The following is a 25,644-nucleotide window of genomic DNA, read 5'->3' as shown; positions in this document are numbered from 1 at the left end:
TTCCCATATCGACGCCGCATGGCTCTGGCCGTGGACGGAGACAGTGGATGTGGTGAAGCGTACGTTCTCAACCGCACTGCAGTTGATGAATGAATACCCGGATTACACCTATACGCAATCCGCTGCGCAGTACAACGAGTGGATGGCCGACAAGTATCCGGCGATGAATGACGAGATCAAGAAACGCATTAAAGAAGGCCGCTGGGAAGTGGTCGGGGGCATGTGGGTCGAGCCTGATCTGAACCTGCCGGATGGCGAGTCGCAGGCGCGTTCATTGCTGCTGGGCAAGCGCTTCTACCAGAAGGAATATGGCGTTGATGTGCGGATTGGCTGGAACCCGGATTCGTTCGGGTACAACTGGCAGACGCCGCAGATCTACAAGAAGTCGGGCGTGGATTATTTCGTAACCCAGAAGATGACATGGAACGATACGAACCAGTTGCCGTTCAAGCTTTTCTGGTGGGAATCGCCGGACGGCAGCAAGGTGCTGGCTTATTTTCCGCATGACTATGCGAACAACAACCTGAATCCTGTGCGTTTGTCGGCTGATCTGGCTACGGCACGGGAACGCTCGCCAGGCATGACCGAGATGATGGATCTTTATGGCATCGGCGACCACGGCGGCGGCCCAACCCGCGCGGTTCTGGACGAGGGCAACCATTGGGCTGAGCCGAATAAGGTCATTCCGCATTACAAATTCGGAACGGCACAGACGTTCTTCAGCACTGTGGAGAAGCAGGTTTCTCCCGAGTCGCCGACGTGGGACTACTTCTCAATCATGAAGGGCTACAAGGCTCCGGAAACTCCTGCTGAAGGGCAGATTGCGATTCCGACATGGAAGAGCGAGCTGTACTTTGAGTATCACCGCGGCGTGCAGACAACGCAGGCCAATCACAAAGCCAACATGCGCAACAGCGAGGAATGGGCGCTCAACGCCGAGAAGTATGCTTCGCTGGCATGGCTTGATGGCAAGGCCTATCCCAACGATCAGCTGACGGATGCATGGAAGACGATCACGTTTAACGATTTCCATGACCTCGCAGCGGGCTCGGGCATCGGAATCATCTACAAGGAAGCGCAGGATCAGTTCGACAAGACGCGGCTGGAGACCTCGGCGATTTCCGATCAGTCGCTGAAAATGATTTCGGCGCGGATCAACACTGCTTCGGCGGTGAAGGGTGCGAATGAAGTTCCGGTGCTGGTGTTTAATCCGCTGGCATGGGAGCGGTCCGGACCGGTGGAAGTGAATGTGCAGATGCCGAATGCGGCTCCGAATGGCCTTTCGGTTCTGGATGCTCAGGGGCATGTTCTGCCTGCTCTTCAGGTATCGAAGGACGAAAAAACTAACTCATACAAGCTGCTTGTGGAGGCGAAGAATGTGCCGTCCATGGGCTATGAAGTGCTGCATGTGGTTCCGGGCACGAAGCCTTTCACCAGCGATTTGAAGGTGAATGGGCTGACGCTCGAAAACGCGGATGTTCGCGTGACGGTGGATAAAACCACCGGCTGCATCACCAGCCTCTTCGATAAGAAAGCTAACTTCGAGACGCTGGCTTCGGGCGCTTGCGGCAATGAACTGCAGGCATTCAAAGACACGCCGAAGGATTACGACGCGTGGAATATCGATCCGGGCACGCTGGATGTTCCTCCGACCAAGCTGACCGAAGCCGATTCGGTTGAGCTGGTCGAAAAGGGACCAGCAATGGCTTCGATTCGTGTGACGCGCCATTGGTCAAAATCGAAGTTCGTGCAAGAGATTCAGCTTGCCTCCAACTCCGATGAAGTCAACGTGGTCAACGACATCGATTGGCACGAAGACCACATCCTCTTGAAAGCGGCGTTTCCGTTGGCGGTAACGAGCGACAAGGCGACGTATGAAATTCCGTACGGAAGCATTGAGCGCCCGACTACCCGCAACAACAGCTGGGACAAGGCACAGTTTGAAGTTCCGGCGCTGCGCTGGGCTGACCAGAACGACGGACAGCATGGCTTCAGCCTCTTGAACAACACAAAGTACGGCTACGACGACGCGGGCAATGTGCTTCGTCTTTCATTGCTGCGCTCGCCCACCTGGCCCGATCCCGTTGCAGATCGCGGTCACCAGCACTTTACTTTCGCGTTGTATCCGCATGCCGGAGACTGGAAACAGGCATTAACGGTCCGCCACGGTTACGAATACAACTACAAGCTGAAGGCGGTGCAGGTGGAAGCTCACACCGGTTCGCTTCCTCTGGAGCACTCCTTTGTTTCCGTCAAGCCTGAGAACGTGGTGTTGACGGCGATGAAGAAGGCCGAAGACAGCGATGCTCTGGTTCTGCACATGTATGAGTGGGCAGGGAAGCAGGCGGACGTGGAGATTGCGTTACCAGCCGGAGCTACCGCCGCCACTGAAACCAACCTGCTCGAACAGCCACAGGGCTCGCCTCTGACGATCACAGGCGGTCACGTAACGGTACCGATCAAGCCGTACGAAATCCTCGCAGTACGCGTGGACTACCCACACGGCAACTAGATCGTACAGAACGCACAACAGAAAAGCCGAGCCAGCAGCGATCAAATGCTGGCTCAGCTTTTTTATTACGTACACAAAGAAACACCTGGCGTTCGTTTTGATTGACCGACCCACACATGTCCGTTATCTTTGAGGCAGATAGCTGTTTGACCCCCAGATGGCGAGATTTGCCAATGAACACACCCATCAATTCGCAGCATACCGTTTGGGGGAAGGTCCTTCGTCGCATGCGCGGCGTCTTGGAGCCAGTGTTCATAAACCGCAGCGTCGTTATCTTATCGATCTTCCGTTTTGCTGCTGAGCGTTGGACTCCTTACCTGGATGCTCCCGACCAATCGGATGCTCTTTGCTCCGGGGTTGACAGGTGGCGCGGCTGGCGTGATCACGCTTTAGGACATTGTGGTCCAGCGCGGTCCTATCCGGTTTTCTCATGTCTTCTGCCTTGCCAAGCAGATAGAGCCGGGTGGGCAAGACCAGAAAGGCAGCTGCCTTACGATGCCCTTGGGGCGAGCATTGTAACTACAACGATGGACCCAACGGTCAACCAGTTTTCCACGATTACGCGGACCGCATATCAACTCGATGGTACTGTGCGTGATGCAACGCAAATTACCGGCCTACATCCGCACTTGCCAACAACGATAATCATGCAATTATCGGTTAATCTAGAGATGTAACTCTATTGGAATGAAACGAGAGATCGAAGGCGTAAAAGCCGCTCCTCCAACCACTTGAGGAAATCACTTATGAATGAACAGATTACTATTGCTGTTGTCGGGTCAGGATATGTTGGGTTAGTCGCAGCTGTTTGCTTCGCGGAGATTGGACATCGCGTCATCTGCGTGGATAACGACGAGTCCAAAATTGCGCAGCTTCGTGACGGCAAAATTCCTATTCATGAAGAATATCTACCCGAGCTTCTGGATCGTCATCGTAATACTTCCGTGGAGTTTTCGACGGACCTGCACAGCGCCACTCAACGTGCCCAGGTGATTTTTGTTGCGGTAGGTACGCCGCAGAGCCAGACAGGCAGCGCAGACTTGTCTTATGTGGATGCGGTAGCAAGTCAGATTGCGCGATCGATTACTGAATATAAAGTCATCGTCGAGAAGAGCACGGTGCCGGTCTACACCAATGAATGGATCACCCGTGTGATTGAGCGCAACGGCGTGCCGCGAGAGCTGTTCGATGTTGCTTCGAATCCCGAGTTTCTGCGCGAGGGTACAGCGGTCGTGGACTTTTTGCACGCGGACCGAGTTGTTATCGGCGTCGACAGCGAGCGGGCTGGAAATCTCCTGCGGGCCGTCTATGAGCCTCTGAATTCAGGCAGATATTATCAATCTGTTAACGCTGTACCAGGCGAGCGCTCCGCAACGGAGCCTTCTCCTCTGCTGCAGACTTCGACGAAAGCGGCGGAGCTTATTAAGCACGCATCCAATGCCTTTCTTGCGATGAAGATCTCCTTCATCAATGTTGTATCGAATATCTGCGAGGCGGTCGGTGCAGATGTGGAACAGGTCTCCAAGGGGATTGGTTCTGATGGCAGAATCGGCCCGAAATTTTTGAAAGCCGGCATTGGCTACGGCGGGTCCTGTTTCCCAAAAGACGTAGCGGCCTTCCGCTATGTGGCAGAGCAGATCGGCGTCGATTTCGGATTGCTGCGTGAAGTGGAAAAAATCAATACCGAACAGAGGAAGCGATTCTTTCGAAAAGTTCGCTCGGCACTCTGGACATTTCGAGGGAAAAAACTGGGCGTGCTGGGGCTGGCATTCAAGGGCGGGACAGATGATATTCGCGAATCTCCTGCTATTGATCTCATTGCGGATCTGCTAAATGAAGGCTGCTTCATCTCGGCATACGACCCGTTCGCCATCGAGCGCACCAAAAAGGTACTGCCGCCGTCCGGCGCTCTTTCATATGCAAAGGACGCTTATGAAGCTGCAAGCGACGCGGATGCGTTGCTGATCCTGACGGATTGGCAGGAGTTTTCGGAGATCGACCTGGATCGTCTGCACTACACGCTGCGCTATCCGGTTGTGATTGATGGGCGCAATCTCTTCGACCCAGCCACCATGGCTGTAAAGGGCTTTACTTATTTGAGCATCGGCAGGCCTGGAACGGCCCATCAGCGGGACTCGGCTTTGCTACAGAAGTTGCCCTAAACTTGGATGTTCAAAACGCGGCGGTCTTTGATCTATCATCCGCCGCCGCACAATTTATTTGAATAACATGCATCCTTTAAGAAGTAAGTAGATTCCTGTAGAACTCGAAGTCATTCTTCGCTGTTTTGTAAAAGCAAACTGACTCAATCTCCCGACACCTGCGGTTTATTGACATTCTGTTTGACGTGGTTGGCACTTAATTCGAAGGCAGAACGAAAGCCCTCAGCTCAAGCTTATGTTTTACCTGGAGTGACGGATGAAGTTAACAAGCGAGAAGGTGCTCGTCTGTGGCGCTGGTGGCTTCATCGGAGGCCACCTTGTTCATGATCTCCTCAACAACGGCGTGAATGTCGTGCGCGCAGTCGACGCAAAGCCGTTCGATACGTGGTATCAGTCCAGTGAGGCAGTCGAGAATCTTTCTCTAGATTTGCGCAATAAGGATAACTGCTATGCAGCCGCGGCGGGAATGGACGTGGTGTTTCAGCTCGCAGCCGACATGGGGGGCATGGGCTTCATTGAAAATAATAAAGCGCTCTGCATGTTGAGTGTACTGACTAACACGCATATGCTTTTGGCCGCCAAAGACACTGGCGTGGAGCGCTTCTTCTATTCGTCATCAGCCTGCGTATACAACGGAGATAAGCAGAAGACAGCTGATGTTGTGCCCTTGAAAGAGGAAGACGCTTATCCAGCCATGCCAGAGGACGGCTATGGATGGGAGAAGCTCTTCAGCGAGCGCATGTGCCGCCACTTTGAAGAAGATTTTGGATTGCAGACGCGCGTCGCGCGCTATCACAATGTCTACGGACCTCTCGGGACCTATGACGGAGGCAGGGAGAAAGCTCCGGCGGCCATTTGCCGCAAGGTTATCCAGGCGAAGATCTCGGGAAGGCATGAAATCGAAATCTGGGGAGATGGTCGCCAGACACGCAGCTTTATGTATATCGACGATTGCACAAAGGGAACTCAGGCAATTCTCGAAAGCGATATCCGCGAGCCGTTGAACCTCGGCAGCAACGAACTGGTCACGATCAACCAGCTGGTCGATATCGTAGAAGAAATTGCAGGCGTGAAGCTCGAAAGAAAATATAAGCTGGACGCTCCTAAAGGAGTGAACGGACGCAACAGCGATAATACGAAAATCCTCAACTCTCTCGGATGGCAGCCTTCGATCCGCCTAAGAGATGGTATGGCAAAGACCTATGAATGGATTGAGAGCCAAATGTTGGCGCTCGCGAGATAGATGGCCGCGGCTGCCAGCATCCGCACCGAAGACTCGCAGAGGGTTAGCACGATCAAATCACGCATGAAGATTCTGCTGGTCTCCAACTACCTTCCAGACCATGTCGACAAATACTTGTTTGCTCCGGGATATCTTTGGTCCCACGCACGACACGCTGATCTTGTCCACATCTGCGATCATTCGAATGCTATGCATCTTCGCTGCGCGGGTACGCGACCAGCCTTGATTACCTGCCACGATCTGCTTGTAATCTTCGTCGCGCGCGGCGCGTACCCATGTGAATAAGAACACCACCAGTGGCTTGGGACGGCGAAGCCCAGTGGTTGGAAGGGGAAGTTTGTGATCGACGACAAAAAGCTTGCGATTTGCCTTCAGGCATTTGCATTTGCTCGCGATTGGGATCTGTTTCACACGCCTAAGAATCTCGCCTCCGCCCTCGCCGTGGAGTCTCGGAATTGCTCTAGATCTTTCATTGGTCACGAGGTGAAAAGGGATGGGCTGACTTCCAGCAGCCGGACATTCGAACTAAGGCACAGGAGGAGCTTGCAAGATATCCTTCTTTGTCTCATTCGATTCGTTGACAAAGCAGGTATTGATCTTCAGCAGGCTGCCGAATTGAAGATCGAAATAAACGCACAGAAGTATTCCAGTGGAAAAATTTAAGGGATCTGACAGAAAGTACGACGAGCAGATGGCCATGAATGTTGCAATCCACTGACCGTCGCGCGAAGAGGGCAGGCGCTATTCAAAGATCGCGTCATGCGCATCGAGAGATTTTGCCGTGTGACAAAGGTTGAAAACCCCCTTCACCTGCGGGCGAGCCATTGCAAGCCGTGGCGGGATTTAAGCAACGAAGAACGGCTGAACGGAGAGAACGGACTCCTCCTTACCCCGACTATTGATCACCTGTCCGACCGCGGTTTCATCAGCTTTGAAGATGCAAGAAGGGCTGATAATCTCGCCTGTGGCACATAACGAATCCTTGCGGCGAATGCGAATCGATACCGAACGCGCGGTCAATGTGGGCGGCTTCAGCCACGGACAGCGCGCATTCTTCGATTACCATCGCAACTCAGTCCTATTGCGTGCTCTGCGCTGATTGGCTGAACTCCCAATCGTCTTTTAGCGTTCAGAGGGATCACGCATCTGCAACTGCCGGCTGATTGTCTCTTCGGGCGTTTCAGTGGACAGAGTGAAACCGGAATTATCTATAGTGCCCAACGTCCAATCTACGTTCTCTTCGGCGTCGCGGGGGTAGCGAGGATGAATTTCTTCGAACAATATCTCTCGGCTCGACGTTCCGTCATTGTCCCATTTCGAATCGCCAGACATTTAGTGCGAAGAGAAGCTCTCCTGCCACCTTGGAGCAGACAATGGTCTCGTTCCATGAATTACTTAACATTTCAAAAGAGACTTGAAAGGCCATCCGATCCTGAACGTTGAAGGTCATGGGTTCTTCACCAAAGTGACGAATCGTCATCACGTGATGGCCGTCAATAATTGGGTAATAGACAGCGGCAAACTATTTCCGCCGGTCAAAGTCGTGCCAGCTTTTCGATAAGCTTTTTATTTTCTGCTGCAAGGCAAGCAGATCTTCAGTCTGTTTATCAGTTTCGATTTCGCGATAGCGCGCATAAACGCGGGCTAAAAAAGTGATCGACGCTGAGGCGAGACCGGCGATATACGCGCCTTTTGTCTTGTCCTGGTCATGCCTGAGGAAGTTACAAAATGACTGCCGCGCAGATCGCACTGGCAGCTCTGACGCAGTTGCATGGTGTTGGAACGATCAGAGGGAACGACCCGGTTTATCCCTCCGTTCGTAGCGGGGATAGTCTTCAGGGATCCAGCGGCTGGTTTTCCACCGCTCTCGACGAGGCCGAGATTGAAGGGTATACCTAGCATTGCAACCGGCATATGTGCCAGTAGACTGGTGATGGCGGAGTAGATCTGCGCACCGTGGCTGAGCTGCTCGAACACAGGACGCTGCAAATGGTCATGCGCTATTCCCATCTCGCTCCCGAGCATCAGGCATCGGCTGTAGACAAGCTGGTTAACTCAGGAAACTAAAGGGACACCATTGCGTTTCTAGCAAAACAAGCCTTGCACGAGTATCATGTAAATAATATAAATAAAGGAAGTTAACCACGGAGAGGTGGCAGAGCCCGGTTGAATGCACCTGACTCGAAATCAGGCATACCTTTACGGGTATCGGGGGTTCGAATCCCTCCCTCTCCGCCATCCCATTTAAGTAACATCAGATAACAGGGGACTTAAACACTTTTAAGTTCAAAACATCCCAATAACCGACCCTGTTAACACAATCGCCATTCCCGACTTAAAGACACGCTGCGACAAATTACGACACACAAACAGCAGAAACTAGATACCATCGATACTAAGGGTTTGGTACTATCGGGGCTTTCGGTAGCGCGAACTCCCGGCACAAAGCCTAATCGCTTACTGGAGCGACTATGACATCCCTACAGAAAGATTATCGCGCTATTCCCCTTTCTAAGGGGGCAAAGTGCCATCGTAGATGCCGACGACTACGTATGGCTCAATCGCCACAAATGGTGTGCTCGGTGGTCAGAATTTACGCAGAGCTACTATGCCGTTCGTTGGTCTGCAACGATCAACGGAAAACGCCGCAAAATCAGAATGCACCGGGAAATTCTTGGCCTGACGCATGACGATCCGAGAATAGGCGAACATAAAGAGCCGAGCCGGACGCTTGACAATCGGCGTTCTAATCTTCGTATTGCAACGCGCGAGCAGAACCAACAACACAATCAGCGTAAACACCGTGATGGAATCAGCGGATACAAAGGCGTTCACAGGGCTAGTCGGGGGACTGGATGGGTTGCGCGCATAGTAGTCAACGGGAAACAGATTTATCTGGGAACTCGTAGATACTCCTGAATCAGCACACCGCGAACTATATATCCCGGCAGCCGCAAAATATCGAGGGGAGTTCGCTCGTGGGTAAAATTATGCAAACCCGGCATGGTAAGACTCCATCAGTCAATCTCAAGCGATAAGTGAAGATCGATGGTACGTGGACGTTTGCGCCTGTCGTGCGTAACGGCCTTCGCTTTGTTCAGGATCACGTTCTCATCGGAGGCAAGTCCACGAAGGTTACAGACGGCTCCCTACTATATCGAATGGTGGGAAGGAAAGAAGCGCTTGCTGAAGTCAGTTGGCTCGAACTGGCGGCAGGCGATGGATGCTCTGCACGTTCAGAGCCACGTTCTAGCGCTCCGTGCCGAGGGAGCGGAGGTAGAGATGCGCCTCAGATCAAGAGCGGCGGAGAGACGCTTCGCGCTGCTGTTGAGCGTTACCTGAAAGATACTGTCCTCAGCCACAAGAGCTTTCTAAAGTATCGGAACGCCCTGAATGAGTTCGTGGACTTCGCCGGGGTCTCGCACATCGAGGCAGTGAAGCGTGAAGACATCATCGCTTTCATGCGTCACCTGGAGCGCGAGAAAAGTCTCAACGGAAAGACTGCCACCGATAAAGGTGTGATCGTACTATCATTCGCCCGGAAACATGGCGCCAAAGTGAAGATGGAGGCGAGTGGTTGGCCAAGAACCACTGAGCGGCAGCCGCGCCTGTATCAGCAAAAGCCGATGAAAAAGCTGTTCGAAGGCGGCGGGCGAGGAGGAATATGAGCTGTTCCAGACTTTCCGACTGACGGGGTTCCGCGATCAGGAACTCGGTTTCGCAGCGTGGACCGACTTCAATCCGTCCGCGAAGACTCTCAGCGTCACAGCTAAGGATGAGTTCGGGTTCAAGCCGAAGAACTATCAGGAGCGCAGTGTTCCCATCCCTGACGCCCTTGTGAAACTCTTGCTCAAGCGCAGGAAGAGGTACGCGAAAAGTTTCTTCATATTCCCTACCTCAGATCACAATGTCGGTCGCGGGCTCAACGGAGGCATGCGAGACAGGCACATGCTCGACCGCCTGAAACGCCCGGCCAAACGTGCCGGACTGAACTGCGGACACTGCAAAGGAACGTATTTGAATAAACCGGCATCGAAGTCGATCGCATTTTCGATACCGGCAATTCCGGTGGGACAGATATCGCTAGGGATAAGAATTCTATGATCGCTGAGGCATTGAGAAACAGAAAGACTCAGCGTCGCTGATTTTTCGCATACTTGTGAACCTATTTGTCGACACATCGATCTGGTATGCCGCGGTAGATTCGTCCGATCGCAGCAATGCTCGCGCCAAAGCAATTCTCAGGTCTGGAGGGCTGTTGGTCACTTCGGATCACGTCCTGGTCGAGACGTGGACGCTGGCTTCATCACAAACTTCAGCGCAACGCCGCTGAGCGATTCTGGAATGGCCTGAGAAGTGGGGTGGCGATCATCGGAGCTGTTGGTCTGTCAGACCTGGAGGTTGCTTGGAAATCGGCAATTCCTGGCGCGATCAGGATTTCACCATTGTCGATCACACTCTGATCGCAAACAAAACGTCCGCTAGCCAAATACAAACACGGTTTTGCCTACTTCTGACGGCATTTTTAGAGCCAGAGTGTATGGGCGAACAACCTATAGAAGCTGAAACCTATGGGATCGCACGACAATTGAGTTTATGGTTCCAGATGGCACATTTGAGAAGTATTACAGAATTGGCGATCTCGCTGAGATGTGGTCTCTTGGGTGTGAGACGATTCGAAAAATGCTGGTCAATGAGCCGGACGTTATTAAAGTGAGAATGGGCCGTTGAGAGACCCACACGACCTATTCAGTTCCGGCAAGTGTTGCTGAAAGGATTCACATGCGCCTGTCGAACGCCTGATTGAGACATCGAGCTCGTTATTGCGCCGATCTTGGGCTTTGGCGTCTCAGCAAATGCCTCCTGCAATACTCGACTTAATCTCTCCTGCCTCTCATGAAACTACGCCGCGTAATATTTCAAGAATTGCGTCTTCAGTGTTGCCCAAAAGCTCAAACAACTTCCCTGACTGTGACGCAGGGCTTTTGAAGAAGGATACGCGCAAAGGTGTGGCGGAAACGGTGTGGATGCGGCTTTGATTTCCGTGTTCTTATTCCTAATCAGATCATCTAGATCATTTACCGCGGGGCCAAAGCAACGCCTTGGACTCCAATGATTATGCGATAAAGATTGCGGTGGTGCTCTGTATAGACAGCATCTCCGGCGTACACGTTTTCTTTTATGTATGTGCTATCGAAAATGGCAATGTCCGGTGACGTTCCGGTCCATCCGCCGTTTGCGGAAGGTGATAAGCCCATAAGTGCTCCAGAACTGTATCCCCGGCGATTCGTACTGCCAAGAGTCGAACGGCCTATCACGATCGCAGGGTCGTTTTTAAACAGCGAATATCGCAGCGCATCATTTTGCCACGTGCGTTTTCCGCAAATATTAGTGCAGGGCCGAAATGTGATGTCGCCGACCGCGGCACAATTGTGAGTCTGCGGACGTTCTTGATCTAGATTATTCTTTCCAGCATGGGCTTTCGTTAGTTGCGTCGCCAGATTTCAATATCCGTGGTTGAAGAAGATCCTGCATCCGAACGCGAAGTTGGAGAAGGGTTTCCAGACATAATAAATCGTGACCCTCCGGGCGCTGTCCGAAAGTTTAACTATCCTCGCGAAGAGGAAGACAGCTTGGATTGACCCACGCGACCGACAACTAGGGGACCATACGGAGTTCTCAAAGCCGCAATATTCCTAAACAGTGAACCATAGGGCAGGGTGCCAAAACAGCGTCATTGACGGCAACGCCGGCATTCAAGAAGATGGAACTTCATTCAATAGAGCACGGAACCCCGCGCCTCCTCTAACGGATGAACATCATCACGCTGAAGGCTTTGAATCAACTGTGCCTCCAGTGCTTCCGCGTCAGTGAGATTGACGATGCGAACGCGCACACTATCGCCTTCTGTCACCTGGGCTTCGCGATAGCGTCGTGCTCTTGCAACAATCTCGAAGCTCCGTTCATTTAAAAGGCCGCACAAGTAGAGGCGGAAGAACGCCTCGGTTACGGATGCTGTCGGCCTATTCCCTGAGGGCTTCATCCTCAAAAATACGCCGAGGGTGGGTCTCTGATTCCGTTGAGGGCGGAAGGTTACGGAATTCGGTAGCTGCGGTGCTGCTAGACATGCCGAGTCTGGGCAGATTCGTAAATTTTGCGCGTTTTCTCGATACGCACAATCAACTAATCGCGATATGTATGACACTTAGGATTTTCGCCGAATCGGATCGGCCGTGAGGCGAGCCGATATGTCAATTCACAACAGAAAGCTCGCGCAGAGGAACAAGCTTAAAATTCGACATGAGCTCACGAAACTGTAGCAGTGCTTGATCCGGCCCTTCGGCATCGAACGATTGAAATGTAATCGACAACGGTACAACTCTGGGATCCTCGACATCGTTTTCCACCTTTGCGGGTCGCAACCATGTCACCTGAAGTCCTGTGCTCAGCGGAGCGGGTACCTGAGTGCACACCTCGGCGTCACATTGCGTCAAGGCAATAAAAAGAACGGAATGACCAAGGCCGTTCAGCGATTGGTCGCCAATGAAATCCACCTCGAAATTCGCTGTTGAATCAGCAGTCTGCAAATGCTCGAATTGGAGGCTCTGAAGCGACATGCCGCGCGCCAAGTAGCAGCTTAGGCCGTCATGACTTCCCGGCGAATTAATCCTGATGTCGAACTGCACAACCTGCTTAGCGTTCCGATCCTGATAAATCGCCCCCTGCTCAATCGCGTTCTTCCATCGATTCAACACGTGGAACTGGCCAATCTCTTCAGGAAGCAGATATTCATACGAACGACCTGCGGTCTGGTTGACCCTCGGCTTCCGGTCAAGCAGAAAATGAGGTACTCCTGCGAGCACCACCACTAGAGTCGCGAACGGTACAAGCTTGCGGATTGTTTGAAGATTTTCCATTTTCGTGGCACCACAAAAACAAAAATCGCACCCGAGAAAAAGACCATGCTTCCCAAAAAATAATCTGCCGCCTCCATATGCCGGGCAAGCAGACCAAAGCCAAGTGCAGCCTTGTAGCAAAGCACAAGTCCGCAGAGCCGCACCAGGTTCAGTAGATAGGCCAGCACAACACCAGAGACAACATAAATTCCCCGCGGCCTCAGAGGCAGACCATACAGATGTCCTGCGATCATCGTCATAAGGCCCATGGCAACTGCGCCACGCAGTCCGTTGCATCCGGGAGCAATAAACATGCCGAGGGCGGGCGAGAACATCAGCCGCAAATCATCCACCGCCAGCGGAACGCCGATCAATTGTGCAAACGCGCGTGCCGTGTGGGCTCCTGCATACTGCAGAGGCAGATCAATAAAGTGCGTAAAAAAATTCGGGGCGGGGTTCAGAAACAGCATCAAGAATATCGGGAAAAAAGCCGCACGGTATGCTTCATATCCTCCAAACAGCAGAACCACGCCGCTGAGATAGAGAAAGACCAACAACCCAATCGGAAGCAGATGAAGTCCTATGCGTTGATATGCCAGAAGGGGAGCACCCTGCTCCTTCATCAGCCACACCAGCAGAAGCACCGCGGCACAAAGAACGAGCCCCCACCAGGTGCCCCCTTTCTTCCATTGCTTTCCGCGCCAAGCGCGGTATGCAAGAACTATGGATGCTACAGGAATCAGGGCGCCGATGGAATCCAGACCATTTGAGGTCCAAAGGCTCCACAGAATCTGCGCCTGTGGTCCAAGCATCCACCAGAGCCCAATCGCTGCGACGAGCAGAATCGCCGACAACACCCGCCAGTCCAAGGAGACTTTTTCCCCGGGTGTGCTGGCCCATTCTGCCTGCCGATTCGGAAGAGTTGTCGGCGGAGCCATGTTCAGTTCACTTCGTATTTCTGCGCGACCGTATCCGTGACATCAAAAAGAGAGCCGCAGCAGCACCTGCGTCCAGCAGAGCCATTACAACTGTAGGATCTTCCGGCGAATGGACGCAGCCGCCAATCAGCGCGAATGCGTTTCTGGTCGTCAGAATAAATAACGAACGTTTTCCTTTGCATGGGATATCTCCAATGTTAGTTTTAACCTGACTTGAAGGACTCACGTACGCTACTTAAGGATAGAAACATAAGAATACAGCACTGCATCAGCCAACAAATAGACTTTATTCTAATTGCCGTCGAAAAATTTCCTGTAGTTGTCTTTTGAGCTGATGACAGTGTTCTGCTACAAGGTCCATGAATATTTCTTGGTCCCGAATTGAATGCTGCCGTTCATAAGCGGTTGGTAATCTGCTGATATCGTAATTTTTACGCTCGCCGCTTTTTTTTGCGGCTCTTTCAACCGCACTCCGAGCCCCGGAAAGTCAAAATTGCTCGATTGAAGTGGTACTGACTTGCTTGGAGCGACTCAACGCCGCTGAAGTCATTTCCACTCTTGTCCCTAGAGAGTGTCACGTGCAAGTTCATCATTTCAGAAATAGTTACGCAAAAGTTATGTTTATCCGGCGCGGGAATCGCGCTTTGCTTGCAGGCTGCAGACTGCGGGAACAAGCAACCTTTCGGTCGGTGTGAACGGTAATCACGCCATGTTGAGAAATACTCTTCCTACAATTTTTGCGAATGCCTTCCCCGATCAACTCAATTGAGTCGCCCATCGGCATCGTAATGATGACTTTGACCAGTTCGGGAACCAGGAATGCGTAGACTGTGACGAGTGTAATCCGGATCAAGAAAACCTGCCGGGCTAAGTCAAGGAAAGCGATAGTGTGTTCCGCCGCTTTACTAGTGCGGTCACACAACAGCGAGGCAATGCCTGACTGACAGTTGTTAACGAGCTGGATTTCGCCCTCGACTTTAGGTTTGCACAAGAGACAACGACGGCGCCGAATCAGGCGCATGATGTCGAACCTTTGGTAGTGGCATAGGCCGTTCTCTCACTTAATGCAACAGAGCAGATGGAGCGTCTCTTTGGCGGTTCTGACCCGATGACCGGGCAAAAAATTCGTCAAGGCTCCGGATTACTGACAAGAAACTTGCGGCTGAATCGCTGTCGGTCAGGGGTACAACCGTAAATGGGGAGGTCACTTTGTGGCACACAAAAGATCATAGAACAGACGATCAATTGAACCCCTTCAAACTGATCAGGTCCTTGCGTGTTTTAAGTGCTCTGGCACCCGGGCTGGATCGTACCGATCATAGCTTCAAGAATTAGGGGCGGATCCACTTCGTCAGAGTGAGCCGCAGAGATTGTTTGGGCGAGGTATCTCCCGAGCGCTTTCTCTCCACACACTTGATCCCAATAACGCAAGGACTGGACGTGCATTTCTTCCAACCGTGCTTCGTCAGCAAGAAGTGGAAGTAGAACGGCTTCCAACTCAGTCCAACTTTCGATCTGAATCGCTGGCACACCACGGTAGTACCACTCATCCGGCATGGGATTTGTAATGACAGCACAACCACTCTTCAGACCCTCGAAGAAGCGCCATGTGTCGGCAACCGACCCGCGGGGAGCGAGACACACTTTCGAATCCATCAGGCGCTGAGCATAATCGCGAATGTCAGACAGTTCACCGGTTGAAGTCTGCTTGTGAACCCGAATCGTCTGCCCCGAAACGAGATGGGGATGCTTTTTTTCAATTGCCGCGACTGCATCAACGAGCGCCTGCCGTGCTAGGATCTTAGGCGAGGAAATGACCTTGCGATAACTGAAGTCTGAACGAACTGCTATTCCACCAGAAAAATAGTAGTTCCGATTCCGCTCCTGCATCTTCTTCACGGGCACCTCGACTAGTGATGCAGATCCCCAAGGGAGATGAGCGATGTTGGCCTTCGAGTGAACTTTCGGTGGCCAAGAAGACGGTGGGATCTGGTAGCGCACCCAGCTGCGCAGATGAAACATCCAGTTTCGTAGATGCTTCGCTGCTAGCAGCACCTTGAGGTGGTTGAGGGGAGACCAGCGACGCACCCCAAGGAACGGGCGGCGACCCATGACCCGAGCTACAAGCCGAACATGCCGGGCGTAGCGCGGAATCAATCCACTCTCTTCGCCGATAAGAATCGCTACAACATGATGTCCAAGTTCCGGGAGCGAGTCGTTATCCCACGTGAGATAGCAACTGATTTCTTCGTCCTGCAGATGCTGTTCCATCTCAACAAGTGCCTTGCCGAAATACAGGCAATCTCTGGGAAGTTTGGGGTCGGGGTTTTGGGGGTCCCATTCACGAGGCGATGCATTTCGTTCCACGATGAAATGACGGATCATCCTTTTGCGCACTCCAAATGAACTTGCATCAGCATTATTATTTGCAACATTTGTGTAGACTCAACAGTGACTTGAGCTTTGCTCTACCTCGGCGGTCCTTGCCCGTGGTTCTGGCGTATGACCGGCTGCCGTTTAAGGTTATCTGTCAATAAAAGCACGAAGTAGCCCTATTTGAGTAGTAGGCGAGTGGGCGGCGTGAGCCAGGCAACGCACGGAGGGCCAAGTTCTGTGATCTGGAAGTAAGCGAAACCCTAGAGGCTCCGATTCGTTGGAAGAAGAGAACTCGGGTCTGAGCCGGAGATAGCAGATATGAATCCTGGAAGAGGAGATGTTGAAGATACGCTGTGCGAGTCGCTTCGCGCAGGTACGGCGTTCGGTAGGAGAACTGGATACTTAGTCTCTCGTTGATCCTGAGTACCAGCATTTCGGCAATACCAATGTCCTTCTTGGTACATTATCGACGTCGAGCGGATGAGGAAATCGGAGTTGAGGTTTTGTAGATCTCACTCGTTTCTTGTTGAGCAGTGTGAATTCCATGTTGCGAGGAACCACAAGGTCACCCCGCCTAAACTGTCCAGAAAAGTTGTTTGGATGGATGTGCACGACGTGAAATAGGTTCAGGAGCTTGTCGAATGTACTGGAGATCAGGTTGAAAGCAAAAGGGTCGAACATTTTCTCCAAACTGTGGAATTCAATAATCATGATTCTGAACTGATCGAGAAGCTCCTCGGGCGTACTGAGGACCACAGCGTATTCTGAGCTCTCGATGTCCATCTGCAAGAGCAAATCTTTCCCATAGTCTTTGAGATACTTATTCTTCCAGGATGAAAGTGTGATAAATCTCTCCCCATCGGAGGCCCCCAGAAATTTCTTCTCAAAAGTGAATTCAGGCCGATCTATCGGCGGCGCTTCAACAGAATAATCGGCAAGAAATGAGTGGATCTTCCGATCGGCCAATTGATTTTCAAAATTGGCAATCACGCTGACACCTGGAGAGAAGCAATACTCAATGCCCTCAAGATCGTTTGGGACCAAATATCCGCCATCGCCATTGCCGCCAATTCGAATCAGATCGAATCCGCAATCCAAAGGTCTTAATTTGTTAATTAGAGCGCGTATCTCAGCGCCTCTTGTTTGGCGAAGGACCACAAACGGACCTGTTGCGAAGAGTAGAGATTCCGTTGAACGCTTGACTCCCGCAATCATACCCGCTCCCTATAGCTTTCTTCGCGCTGTGAATAGCGCTCCGCCTGCGCCGATACTATCAGCTGAGTAGCGGCTATTTCTTGCCAGGAGACAGCTAAGACTGTAGGTACGTATTTCCGTACAGCCGACCATCCACTCTCAACAAGTGTACTGCTTGAAGTCGTCCGAATGGGATCTTCTCATGACGGCGAAGAATACAAGCGCTGGACAGGGCGCTAGAATTGTCCCAATTCTTCAAGTGATCGGAGCAGGTGGCGCGCGCCCCGCCCACTTCATGCAGCTGCCGAATCCATCTATGAGCGGGTCAATCCAAAGTGCTTCTTGAGCGAATCAGCCCAGAGTTGTCTCGGAGGTCTGGGCCGCGGATTCTGACCAAGGAGAGCAAACATGGCCGCTGAGGTTTGTTTATTTGTTCGCGATAAGGCTAGGGCGGAGATTGTGAATTACCGCGAATACAGATATATTCTCGTCAACGATATTCTTGCTTAGCCGAAGAGGAACTTTTGGCCATCATTGCCAGTGAACGCATTTTATCGCGAGGCACGAGAGGCGGCGCCAGATATAGATCGCCTGGTGAAGCTGGCCGAAGGTTGCAGGCAGGAAAATTCAGGTGAGCGAGTCCGACCAATATTCAATGCCTTTGGGCTGCTCGATCCGGAAACGTAGACTTTAACGAGTTGCAGTTCTTCATTGGAGGAATGAGTCAATGAGTGTGGGGCAGTCGTTCGACAGCAACTTTCCGTTATGTTCTTGTGGCAGCGCGCCGCGCTCGCCAACTGCAAAATGGCTCACCCCCTGGTCGTCTCTCACGTTTGCGGAAAGCAGTCAAGATTGCGCGGGACGAGATTGCCGCAGGTAAAGTGACTATATGAAGAGCGATACTCCGGTTCTGAAGCCCGAAGTTGCGGGCGCGGACACCCTAAAGTTTGCCATCTCATAAAACTTTCCGGGCCTACGAAAAGTGGGCAAAGGGCACGGGATGAAAGTCCATGTGTCCTTTGCCGGTGTCTCGAAGTACGATCCGGAATTTCACGTCGCTATCACACACGAGGGAGTATTGAAGAGATGGGCGTCGACATACAGGGTCTTCGGCTGCTACTACGAAGCAGAAGTACTGCTTCATATGAGAACTTTCTCATGCTGGGACGCCAATGGTGCCACGTATCGGCGGATCATTTAAAGAAAGAGTTAGCGCAGACTCTTTCTCCTATCGCCAATATTGAATCCGCGATAGTACGGGCGCAAGAATCCCGCTACATCGAGCCTGTTTTAGAAGTATTGGGCGCTCATAAAATCGAATCGATGGATTTCTCCGACTATGAGGGCGCGACCATCGTTCACGATCTGAATGAGCCTGTCCCTGACACTCTCAAGGGCAAATTCTCCTGTATATTCGATGGTGGGACGACTGAGCACGTCTTCAACTTCCCACAGGCGATTAAGAACGCAATGGAAATGGTTGCTGTTGGCGGGCATTTCCTGGGAGTCGTTCCAGCCAACAATTTTTCAGGTCATGGTTTCTACCAGTTCAGTCCTGACATTTACTGGCGTATTTTTTCCGAACCGAACGGATACGAAGTCGAAGAGATGAGTGTCTGCGAGACGCATCATGGCGCCCCATGTTACTCCATTGACGATCCTGAGAAACTTGGGCGTCGCGTCGAGTTTACGAACAGCCGGCCAACCTATCTGATGGTAAGAGCACGCCGTTTGTGGCAGAGTGAGATTTTCAAATCAGTACCGCAGCAGACGTACTACACAGTCAAGTGGTCATCGCAGATTGATACTGTGAACTTGCTGTCACGGCGCGCGAGTCTTCGCGAATGGGCGAAGCAAACACTTCGAGAATCAGTTAAGAAGAGCTTAAGACCACTCATGCCGCTCAGACGTCAACTACGTTTTTCCGGGTTTAAAAAAATCTAGCCCTGCGCGTACTCAAGTGCTTCGTGTATTCAGTGCTTGAAGACCTGCAACTTCGGCTCGGATTGCACTGATCGAGCTATTTCAGAGTAAGCTCAAGTGTTCGCCCGTCATCAAGTGCAGCATTGTAAAGGATTTCGTTCAGGCGAAAATGCTGTGTGGCGCATGAGAATCTCTGCGTTCTTAAGCTTACGTGTCTTCCGCTACGCCATGAGGATTTTCTGCGCGTACGCCTGGACCGCTTTCAGCGTGTCTGGCGCATGCTTGATGCCGCCTGACAGTTCCTGTCCGGCGATTTCGGTCATGTCGTGAACGATTTCAGCATGAGGAAGCATTGCTCTTTGGGAGACCCCTGATCTGCCTTTGCTTTAAGCCGAAGTAGGGCTTGCGCGTCAGAGAGCCTCTCGTTGGCGCCGTATGCATGTATGCAGGGGACAATTTGTGATTGCTACGACGTGGAATGGTAAAGCCCTTTTGTGGTCTTGGTGCGCGATGGTCCTGTAGAGTGACTTGTTGACCGGAGAGAACTCGCCATAAATTTTAGCTTGTATGCAAATACGCCATGCCCAGTTTAGCGGTTTCGTAAAAATCATCAAGAATTACCCGCCAGATTTGCGCTGTACTCCACCATGGGCTAGTATGCGTGCTCTGCCGATGCGACGAAAATGATGTACGCCAGGCGAGCGGGCATCAACCGAGAGTGAGAAGTGGCGCTCCCGCAATCGACGACTGGCTCGTTATGAAGTGCCTTCCATATTCGTCGTCACTTGTCCGCTGTGACACCGGAAAATGGTGAGCTGTTCGATGGGTTATCTTCGAAGCTGGGGCAGAGCCCGTGGCGAGAGTGCGCTGAACGGATTTTGGCAGGATACTTGCCCTAGAGGCTTGCTGTTTATCCACGGAACCACCGCCGCGACAGCGCATCGATTGCCCGCATGCTATCTGGTAGTTTAACTGCTGTAAGGCGCCATGCTGTAACGGAGACTCTAGGTATATCCCGCATCTCCCAGTCGCCTCGCGGACGCTGACGGGAGTGCGCTTTTGTCCCGGAGACTTCACAAATTGCCCAGATTGCACATCCGCCTAACAAATCGAGTCCTAGAACTCAGGAATGCCACGCGACGACCTTTGAGCCCGCGTTCAGAAGCGGCAAGGTCGCTTGGGATAGATGTACACAGAGGACTGGAGTATATATGATAACCTATGACGCAGGTCGCTTAGGAGCATCAGCGGGCCGATAGTGCTGGCTAAATTGTTGTTGCTGTTACGTTTGTTCAACCACTTTGAATCTAGAATCTTGTTCTCGCCTTATTACAGTCGGAGCTTGCGTAACTTGTTTGGCATGGATTGATTTGCGTGCCACAGTTAACCGGTATTGGAGAAGTATTCTAGGGATGGTCGAGGAGTTAACTGCTTGAAAAAGGCGATTATTACGGGTATCACAGGGCAGGATGGTGCATACTTAGCAGAATTTCTACTGGCTAAGGGTTATCAAGTTCATGGTGTGAAACGTAGGAGCTCATTATTCAATACTAACCGTATCGATCACCTGTATGAAGACCCGCATGTCAAGACCCGACATCTTATTTTGCACTATGGAGATATGACCGATTCGTCTAGCCTGACTCACATCATTCAACAAGTACAACCCGATGAGATATACAACCTTGCGGCTCAAAGCCATGTGAGGGTTTCGTTTGAAGAACCAGAATATACGGCCAACTCCGACGCACTTGGAACACTGCGTCTCCTCGAAGCACTTCGCATTCTTGGTCTAGAAAAGAAAACGCGCTTTTACCAAGCCTCCACGTCAGAGCTCTACGGTTTGGTTCAAGAAATTCCACAAAAAGAGACTACACCCTTTTATCCGCGGTCACCATACGCAGCGGCAAAACTTTACGCCTATTGGATCACAGTCAATTACCGCGAAGCATATGGGATATTTGCCTGTAATGGAATTCTGTTTAATCACGAATCTCCGCTGCGCGGTGAAACTTTCGTTACACGGAAAATTACGCGCGCGCTCGCCCGGATCAAAGTCGGATTGCAAGACACACTCTACCTTGGAAATATTGATGCACTCCGTGATTGGGGACATGCGCGAGATTACGTTCAAATGATGTGGCTAATGCTGCAGCAGGAATTTCCCCAAGACTATGTTATAGCGACCGGTCAGCAATATAGCGTCAGAGACTTTATTAATGCTGCAGCCGAGCATCTTGAAATGTCCCTTCGTTGGGCAGGAACGGGTACAGAAGAAAGTGCATACGACAAAGACGGCAGGGTAATTATTGCGGTGGATCCTCGCTATTTCCGACCTACAGAAGTGGAAACGTTGCTGGGCGATGCTTCTAAAGCGAAGCGTCAGCTAGGGTGGGAGCCAACCATATCGTTTTTAGATCTGGTTCATGAGATGGCTGATGAAGACTTGAAAGCAGCGCAACGCGATGCGCTAGTTCGAAAACACGGTTTCTCGACATATAACTTTCACGAGTCCTGAGAATGGGGAACAATATAGATGGACAAATATAACCGCATTTTTGTGGCCGGGCATCGTGGGCTCGTAGGCTCGGCCATCCGCAGAGGACTAGAAGGTGCTGGATACAACAATCTGATCCTGCGCACACACACCGAGGTCGACCTGAGAGATAGCCGAGCGGTTGACAGCCTATTTGAAGAAACCAAGCCCGAGTATGTATTCCTCGCGGCTGCTAGAGTAGGCGGGATATTGGCAAATGACAGGTATCCTGCGGACTTCATTCGCGACAATTTAGAAATACAAACAAACGTTATTGAGGCGAGCCGTTGTGCCGACGTAAAACGGCTACTTTTTCTTGGATCGAGCTGCATCTATCCCAAACTCTGCCCACAACCAATTCGCGAGGACTATTTACTGACCGGTCCACTTGAGGCTACGAATCGTGCCTATGCGCTGGCCAAGATTGCGGGCATTGAGATGTGCTGGTCCTATAATCGCCAGTACGGTACCAAATTCTTAGCCGCAATGCCCACTAATCTCTATGGACCAGATGACAATTTTGATCTGCAAACCTCGCATGTGCTTCCGGCGCTCATTCGGAAAACATTAGAAGCTAAGGGCAGGGGTGACAAGGCTATCATCGTGTGGGGAACGGGGTCGCCTCGCCGAGAGCTGTTATACAGCGATGATCTGGCAGAAGCCTGTATCTTCCTTTTGAATCTGTCCGATCAAACATACGAATCTCTATTATTCGCAGAAGCGCCCCCTCTAATAAACATCGGTACGGGTGAGGATGTGTCCATCCAGGAGCTAGCAGAAACAGTCTGCCGCGTGTTAAAATACGAGGGTTATCTTACCTTTGACACATCCCATCCAGATGGGACACCGCGCAAACTATTGGATGTCTCGCGCATGAGAGCATTAGGGTGGCGGCATAGGATTTCTCTTGAAGAGGGTATCCGCTCAGTGTATGAGTCCCTACGTAATTCTGACTTCGCCCAACTACAGTCAGTGTAATGAGATTGTGCGATACGATACTATCGCTCCAAACATCGCGTTCAGCCACAGAAGAAGGAGAGACATCGCATCAATCAACTATCGGAAGCTCCTTCGTTAAGCAATCTAGAATTTCATGCTGTTTCCACTTCGGGTATAACCACGATTTTGCCGGCAGTCGAACCGCAAGCCGAAGCAACTGGTAGCCGAGCAGGCGCTGGGACATCGTCGGCTTCAAGGCTGTGCTCTCAAAAAAGTGGAAGGCCCACCGGTAACCCGCTATGGGTCCCCATTCGGTGCCGATTACGCATGGATTGTGTTCTGGGCGATAGTGTTCTCGCCATTTGGACTGAATGTGAGAATGTAAGACGCCGGGCATCAGGCTGCCAGATCGAGAATCCACGGCATTCAGGGTGTGTTGCTCCTACCATCTAAAATTTATGGGAAGAATGATCTTCCGCCTTGCGCAGCTCTATGGTCCTAAGCCGATCGACTCAGCAGATTCACAACGATATTGAGAAAACACTTGCCAAGAGTATCCGCCAATACAGACATTACGGATCTCGTCACTGCTGTGATGGTGTCGGTGGTTAAGTTCATTCTAATCGGCACCGTCGAGAGGCCATGCATGGATAGATCTTGGCTCTTCAAACGTTTCCGTCAATTGCAAATCACAGTCGCGGGAGCAGACTCAAACACCATTATATCGTGTGGCCAATATGATCTTGACTGATTACTTTAGGCGCGCCTGGAGTTTCATCCGCTGGATGCCGAAAAACTCCTTAAATGGATTTAGATTTCGTGTTCCCTATTTCAGGGGAACTAACTTCAAGATGCCGTCTCGAATACGAGTCGTAAAAGAAAAAGTAGCTTTGCACTATCTAGACGAGGCGGGTGTAGGCCCAGATTTCATTGAATGTTTCATTTATAACGTTTATGGCCTTGGCCACGCACTTGGATCAGTGCGAACCATCCTCGACATTGGAGCGAACGTGGGGTTCTTTTCTCTCGCGGCCAGAGGATACTACCCCGAAGCAATCATCCACGCGTATGAACCCAATCCTCGGATTCAAGCAGTGCTTCGCGCAAATATCGATAAACTTAGCATCAAGGCCTATCCAGAAGCAGTCGGAGGAAGAACTGGGCAGGTAACGCTGAACGACGCATCAGTCTCCAACATGGCACGCACTTGCCCAAGCGGAGATGGGAGCGGCAGTATAGCGCAAATCTCTCTCGACTCCGCTATCAAGCGACTGGGTGGCTCAGTCGATCTGCTTAAGATGGATTGTGAGGGAGCAGAATGGGAGATGTTCTGTCTTGTCGACTGCTGGGATTCGATCAAGAACGTCCGAATGGAATATCATCTCTACAACGGCGAATCCGTGGGGCAGGTTGTAAAAGCGCTCTCCGGTCTGGGATTTCGGATCATCCGCTTGAAACCGCGGCGCAACAACATGGGAATAATTTGGGGAAAACGTGACTGATATCCCGGACACGACAACGCCTGTTGTATTAATTGTCTTTAACCGCCCGGAGCCGACGCGGCGCGTCTTTGCAGCAATCGCAAAGGCTCGTCCGTCGCGACTTCTAGTGATTGCTGATGGGCCTCGACTGGACCGTCTGGGAGAGTCAGAACGCTGCGCTGAGGTGAGGCAGATTGTTTCCAGGATTGACTGGCCCTGTAAGGTAGATACCAACTTTGCTGCCGAGAATATGGGCTGCCGCAGACGAGTGATCTCAGGTCTCAATTGGGTCTTTTCGCTGGTTGAGGAAGCAATCATTCTCGAAGATGATTGCCTGCCGGATCAAAGCTTCTTTCAATACTGCACAGAATTACTGGAGCGCTACCGCGAGAACTACCACGTCGGATTGATTGCGGGGTTTAACTATGAAGGCAGTTTCCGTTATCCGCGCAGCTATTATTTCAGTTTGCTCGTCCCGATATGGGGCTGGGCTACATGGCGTCGTTCCTGGGAACAATATGACGAGCGCATGGAAGGTTGGCCGGAAGCGAGGCGAGGTGATCTGTTGGAAAGGCTTTTTCCCAACCAAAGCGTTATAGCTTACTGGGAAGGTATTTTCGACCGAATGTATGATGGCACCGGGCCGAATACCTGGGATTACCAATGGACTTACACGTGCTGGAGCCGAAACTGGCTCAACATCCTCCCAGCCAAAAACCTGGTCCAGAATATAGGCTTCGGAGAAGGCGCGACGCACACTACAAATCCGCATCCGATTGCGGCTATCCCAGCGGATAAAATGGCGTTTCCCCTGACCCATCCGCTTGAAATTACCTGCTGGCAAACTCGCACCATGAAGCTGCAGAAGAGCGTCTTCGTCCCTTCGCTTTTCCGAAAAGTGAAAGAAAAAATGTCGCGAACCCTGCTGAGAGGCTCGTCAAGGGCGTAACACAAGTCAGGTCAAACTTTGCGAAGCTGCAGAGTTATTGCGGTCAGTTGAGGAAATAAGATGCGGGTTGTGCATGTGTCTTACAGCGTAAAAGGAGGTGCCGGAAGAGCAGCCCTGCGGTTGCACCAGAATCTAATAGATCTAGGTACAGATTCTCTCATCTTTGCACTCGACGAAGGGACTACATTGCCTCCCTCATTTCAATCCGGGCCACTGGATAGGTTTCTAGCTCGCTACATGAAAAACATCGATAAACTTCCAAATAAGTGGCACCCCGGCCATGCTAGGGTGAGTTGGAGCAATAACTGGGCTCCCAACCTTACTCTTCGCAGGATAAGTGAACTGAAGCCGAACATAGTCCATTTGCATTTTATCGGAGCTGGCACGTTTCCGATCCGTGACTTCCAATCACTCCAATGTCCTATTGTGTGGACGCTCCATGACATGCTGGCGTTCACAGGGGGCTGCCACTACACCGGCGGTTGTGAGCGATTT

23 protein-coding genes and 1 tRNA gene are annotated in these 25,644 nt (G+C 51.6%); 16 read left to right on the top strand and 8 right to left on the bottom strand.

The features are described 5' to 3' along the window. The 3 genes from GSQ86_RS00105 to GSQ86_RS00095 form a co-directional block, all read left to right on the top strand. A partial coding sequence (locus GSQ86_RS00105) for a glycoside hydrolase family 38 C-terminal domain-containing protein (RefSeq protein WP_158747928.1) occupies positions 1 to 2,512 on the top strand: 2,512 nt, incomplete at its 5' end. A gap of 746 nt (positions 2,513 to 3,258) precedes the next feature. Then, a complete protein-coding gene (locus GSQ86_RS00100; RefSeq protein WP_158747927.1) occupies positions 3,259 to 4,674 on the top strand; it encodes a UDP-glucose/GDP-mannose dehydrogenase family protein in 1,416 nt (471 codons plus the stop codon). Between the two features lie 256 nt (positions 4,675 to 4,930). Beyond that, the gene (locus GSQ86_RS00095; RefSeq protein ID WP_158747926.1) at positions 4,931 to 5,917 is read left to right on the top strand and encodes an NAD-dependent epimerase/dehydratase family protein; all 987 of its coding nucleotides are present in this window, start codon (positions 4,931 to 4,933) and stop codon (positions 5,915 to 5,917) included. A 57-nt stretch (positions 5,918 to 5,974) separates the two neighbouring features. On the opposite strand, the gene GSQ86_RS00090 is transcribed toward GSQ86_RS00095, so the two are convergent. Continuing rightward, complete coding sequence (locus GSQ86_RS00090) at positions 5,975 to 6,328, bottom strand: hypothetical protein (protein WP_158747925.1); 354 nt, start codon at positions 6,326 to 6,328, stop codon at positions 5,975 to 5,977. Between the two features lie 348 nt (positions 6,329 to 6,676). Here GSQ86_RS00090 and GSQ86_RS23755 point away from each other — a divergent pair, with 348 nt between their 5' ends. The 6 genes from GSQ86_RS23755 to GSQ86_RS23750 all read left to right on the top strand — a co-directional run bounded on the left by GSQ86_RS23755 (position 6,677) and on the right by GSQ86_RS23750 (position 10,250). Then, positions 6,677 to 6,892: an HNH endonuclease signature motif containing protein gene (locus GSQ86_RS23755; RefSeq protein WP_216840954.1), complete on the top strand. Its 216-nt coding sequence runs from the start codon at positions 6,677 to 6,679 to the stop codon at positions 6,890 to 6,892. A gap of 753 nt (positions 6,893 to 7,645) precedes the next feature. After that, on the top strand, positions 7,646 to 7,816 hold the full coding sequence (locus GSQ86_RS00080) for a hypothetical protein (RefSeq protein WP_158747924.1): 171 nt from the start codon (positions 7,646 to 7,648) through the stop codon (positions 7,814 to 7,816). 247 nt (positions 7,817 to 8,063) lie between these two features. Beyond that, a tRNA-Ser gene (locus GSQ86_RS00075) sits at positions 8,064 to 8,155 on the top strand. Between the two features lie 945 nt (positions 8,156 to 9,100). After that, positions 9,101 to 9,259 (top strand): hypothetical protein, encoded by a 159-nt coding sequence (locus GSQ86_RS23230; protein WP_254062033.1) that lies wholly within the window; start codon positions 9,101 to 9,103, stop codon positions 9,257 to 9,259. Next, positions 9,211 to 9,585 (top strand): site-specific integrase, encoded by a 375-nt coding sequence (locus GSQ86_RS23225; RefSeq protein ID WP_254062032.1) that lies wholly within the window; start codon positions 9,211 to 9,213, stop codon positions 9,583 to 9,585. The genes GSQ86_RS23230 and GSQ86_RS23225 overlap by 49 nt, the downstream gene beginning before the upstream one ends. A gap of 491 nt (positions 9,586 to 10,076) precedes the next feature. Beyond that, complete coding sequence (locus tag GSQ86_RS23750) at positions 10,077 to 10,250, top strand: PIN domain-containing protein (protein WP_158747922.1); 174 nt, start codon at positions 10,077 to 10,079, stop codon at positions 10,248 to 10,250. A 1,443-nt stretch (positions 10,251 to 11,693) separates the two neighbouring features. Here GSQ86_RS23750 and GSQ86_RS00060 read toward each other — a convergent pair. From GSQ86_RS00060 to GSQ86_RS00040, 6 genes are all read right to left on the bottom strand, one after another. Beyond that, complete coding sequence (locus GSQ86_RS00060; protein WP_158747921.1) at positions 11,694 to 11,960, bottom strand: hypothetical protein; 267 nt, start codon at positions 11,958 to 11,960, stop codon at positions 11,694 to 11,696. A 208-nt stretch (positions 11,961 to 12,168) separates the two neighbouring features. Beyond that, positions 12,169 to 12,834, bottom strand: a complete 666-nt coding sequence (locus GSQ86_RS00055) for a hypothetical protein (RefSeq protein ID WP_158747920.1) — start codon at positions 12,832 to 12,834, stop codon at positions 12,169 to 12,171. Beyond that, a complete protein-coding gene (gene xrtJ / locus GSQ86_RS00050) occupies positions 12,786 to 13,751 on the bottom strand; it encodes an exosortase J (RefSeq protein ID WP_158747919.1) in 966 nt (321 codons plus the stop codon). The genes GSQ86_RS00055 and xrtJ overlap by 49 nt, the downstream gene beginning before the upstream one ends. A gap of 7 nt (positions 13,752 to 13,758) precedes the next feature. Continuing rightward, positions 13,759 to 13,977, bottom strand: coding sequence for a PExPT-CTERM protein (locus GSQ86_RS23745; protein ID WP_174239926.1), 219 nt, complete (start codon positions 13,975 to 13,977; stop codon positions 13,759 to 13,761). A 1,055-nt stretch (positions 13,978 to 15,032) separates the two neighbouring features. Next, positions 15,033 to 16,136, bottom strand: a complete 1,104-nt coding sequence (locus GSQ86_RS00045) for a hypothetical protein (protein ID WP_158747918.1) — start codon at positions 16,134 to 16,136, stop codon at positions 15,033 to 15,035. A gap of 393 nt (positions 16,137 to 16,529) precedes the next feature. Continuing rightward, on the bottom strand, positions 16,530 to 17,342 hold the full coding sequence (locus GSQ86_RS00040; RefSeq protein ID WP_158747917.1) for a hypothetical protein: 813 nt from the start codon (positions 17,340 to 17,342) through the stop codon (positions 16,530 to 16,532). A gap of 710 nt (positions 17,343 to 18,052) precedes the next feature. Here GSQ86_RS00040 and rpoZ point away from each other — a divergent pair. Together rpoZ and GSQ86_RS00030 are read left to right on the top strand one after the other, a co-directional pair. Then, on the top strand, positions 18,053 to 18,214 hold the full coding sequence (gene rpoZ, locus GSQ86_RS00035) for a DNA-directed RNA polymerase subunit omega (RefSeq protein ID WP_158747916.1): 162 nt from the start codon (positions 18,053 to 18,055) through the stop codon (positions 18,212 to 18,214). Positions 18,215 to 18,479: 265 nt separating this feature from the next. After that, positions 18,480 to 19,265 (top strand): hypothetical protein, encoded by a 786-nt coding sequence (locus GSQ86_RS00030; RefSeq protein WP_158747915.1) that lies wholly within the window; start codon positions 18,480 to 18,482, stop codon positions 19,263 to 19,265. Positions 19,266 to 19,465: 200 nt separating this feature from the next. On the opposite strand, the gene GSQ86_RS23640 is transcribed toward GSQ86_RS00030, so the two are convergent. Next, positions 19,466 to 19,597, bottom strand: a complete 132-nt coding sequence (locus GSQ86_RS23640; RefSeq protein ID WP_256366809.1) for a hypothetical protein — start codon at positions 19,595 to 19,597, stop codon at positions 19,466 to 19,468. 1,079 nt (positions 19,598 to 20,676) lie between these two features. Here GSQ86_RS23640 and gmd point away from each other — a divergent pair. From gmd to GSQ86_RS23740, 5 genes are all read left to right on the top strand, one after another. Further along, positions 20,677 to 21,762, top strand: a complete 1,086-nt coding sequence (gene gmd / locus GSQ86_RS00025; protein WP_158747914.1) for a GDP-mannose 4,6-dehydratase — start codon at positions 20,677 to 20,679, stop codon at positions 21,760 to 21,762. An 18-nt stretch (positions 21,763 to 21,780) separates the two neighbouring features. Next, a complete protein-coding gene (locus tag GSQ86_RS00020; RefSeq protein ID WP_158747913.1) occupies positions 21,781 to 22,758 on the top strand; it encodes a GDP-L-fucose synthase in 978 nt (325 codons plus the stop codon). A 746-nt stretch (positions 22,759 to 23,504) separates the two neighbouring features. Next, complete coding sequence (locus GSQ86_RS00015) at positions 23,505 to 24,221, top strand: FkbM family methyltransferase (protein ID WP_158747912.1); 717 nt, start codon at positions 23,505 to 23,507, stop codon at positions 24,219 to 24,221. Further along, complete coding sequence (locus tag GSQ86_RS00010) at positions 24,214 to 25,149, top strand: glycosyltransferase family 2 protein (RefSeq protein WP_158747911.1); 936 nt, start codon at positions 24,214 to 24,216, stop codon at positions 25,147 to 25,149. The genes GSQ86_RS00015 and GSQ86_RS00010 overlap by 8 nt, the downstream gene beginning before the upstream one ends. Positions 25,150 to 25,209: 60 nt before the next feature. Then, positions 25,210 to 25,644: glycosyltransferase (locus GSQ86_RS23740; RefSeq protein ID WP_158747910.1), on the top strand; the 435-nt coding region annotated here is incomplete at its 3' end.

This window comes from Acidobacterium sp. S8 (assembly GCF_009765985.1).
GTDB lineage: Bacteria > Acidobacteriota > Terriglobia > Terriglobales > Acidobacteriaceae > Alloacidobacterium.
This window is presented reverse-complemented; position numbering and strand designations above follow the sequence as displayed.

Excerpts from the sequence above, each read along its gene's own strand:
- GSQ86_RS00100 (WP_158747927.1), top strand. The coding sequence starts at position 3,259 with ATGAATGAACAGATTACTATTGCTGTTGTCGGGTCAGGATATGTTGGG.
- GSQ86_RS00095 (WP_158747926.1), top strand. The coding sequence starts at position 4,931 with ATGAAGTTAACAAGCGAGAAGGTGCTCGTCTGTGGCGCTGGTGGCTTC.
- GSQ86_RS23755 (WP_216840954.1), top strand. The coding sequence starts at position 6,677 with ATGCGCATCGAGAGATTTTGCCGTGTGACAAAGGTTGAAAACCCCCTT.
- GSQ86_RS00080 (WP_158747924.1), top strand. The coding sequence starts at position 7,646 with ATGACTGCCGCGCAGATCGCACTGGCAGCTCTGACGCAGTTGCATGGT.
- GSQ86_RS00060 (WP_158747921.1), bottom strand. The coding sequence starts at position 11,960 with ATGAAGCCCTCAGGGAATAGGCCGACAGCATCCGTAACCGAGGCGTTC.
- GSQ86_RS00055 (WP_158747920.1), bottom strand. The coding sequence starts at position 12,834 with ATGGAAAATCTTCAAACAATCCGCAAGCTTGTACCGTTCGCGACTCTA.
- xrtJ (WP_158747919.1), bottom strand. The coding sequence starts at position 13,751 with ATGGCTCCGCCGACAACTCTTCCGAATCGGCAGGCAGAATGGGCCAGC.
- GSQ86_RS00045 (WP_158747918.1), bottom strand. The coding sequence starts at position 16,136 with ATGATCCGTCATTTCATCGTGGAACGAAATGCATCGCCTCGTGAATGG.
- GSQ86_RS00040 (WP_158747917.1), bottom strand. The coding sequence starts at position 17,342 with ATGATTGCGGGAGTCAAGCGTTCAACGGAATCTCTACTCTTCGCAACA.
- GSQ86_RS00030 (WP_158747915.1), top strand. The coding sequence starts at position 18,480 with ATGCTGGGACGCCAATGGTGCCACGTATCGGCGGATCATTTAAAGAAA.
- GSQ86_RS23640 (WP_256366809.1), bottom strand. The coding sequence starts at position 19,597 with ATGCTTCCTCATGCTGAAATCGTTCACGACATGACCGAAATCGCCGGA.
- GSQ86_RS00020 (WP_158747913.1), top strand. The coding sequence starts at position 21,781 with ATGGACAAATATAACCGCATTTTTGTGGCCGGGCATCGTGGGCTCGTA.
- GSQ86_RS00015 (WP_158747912.1), top strand. The coding sequence starts at position 23,505 with ATGCCGAAAAACTCCTTAAATGGATTTAGATTTCGTGTTCCCTATTTC.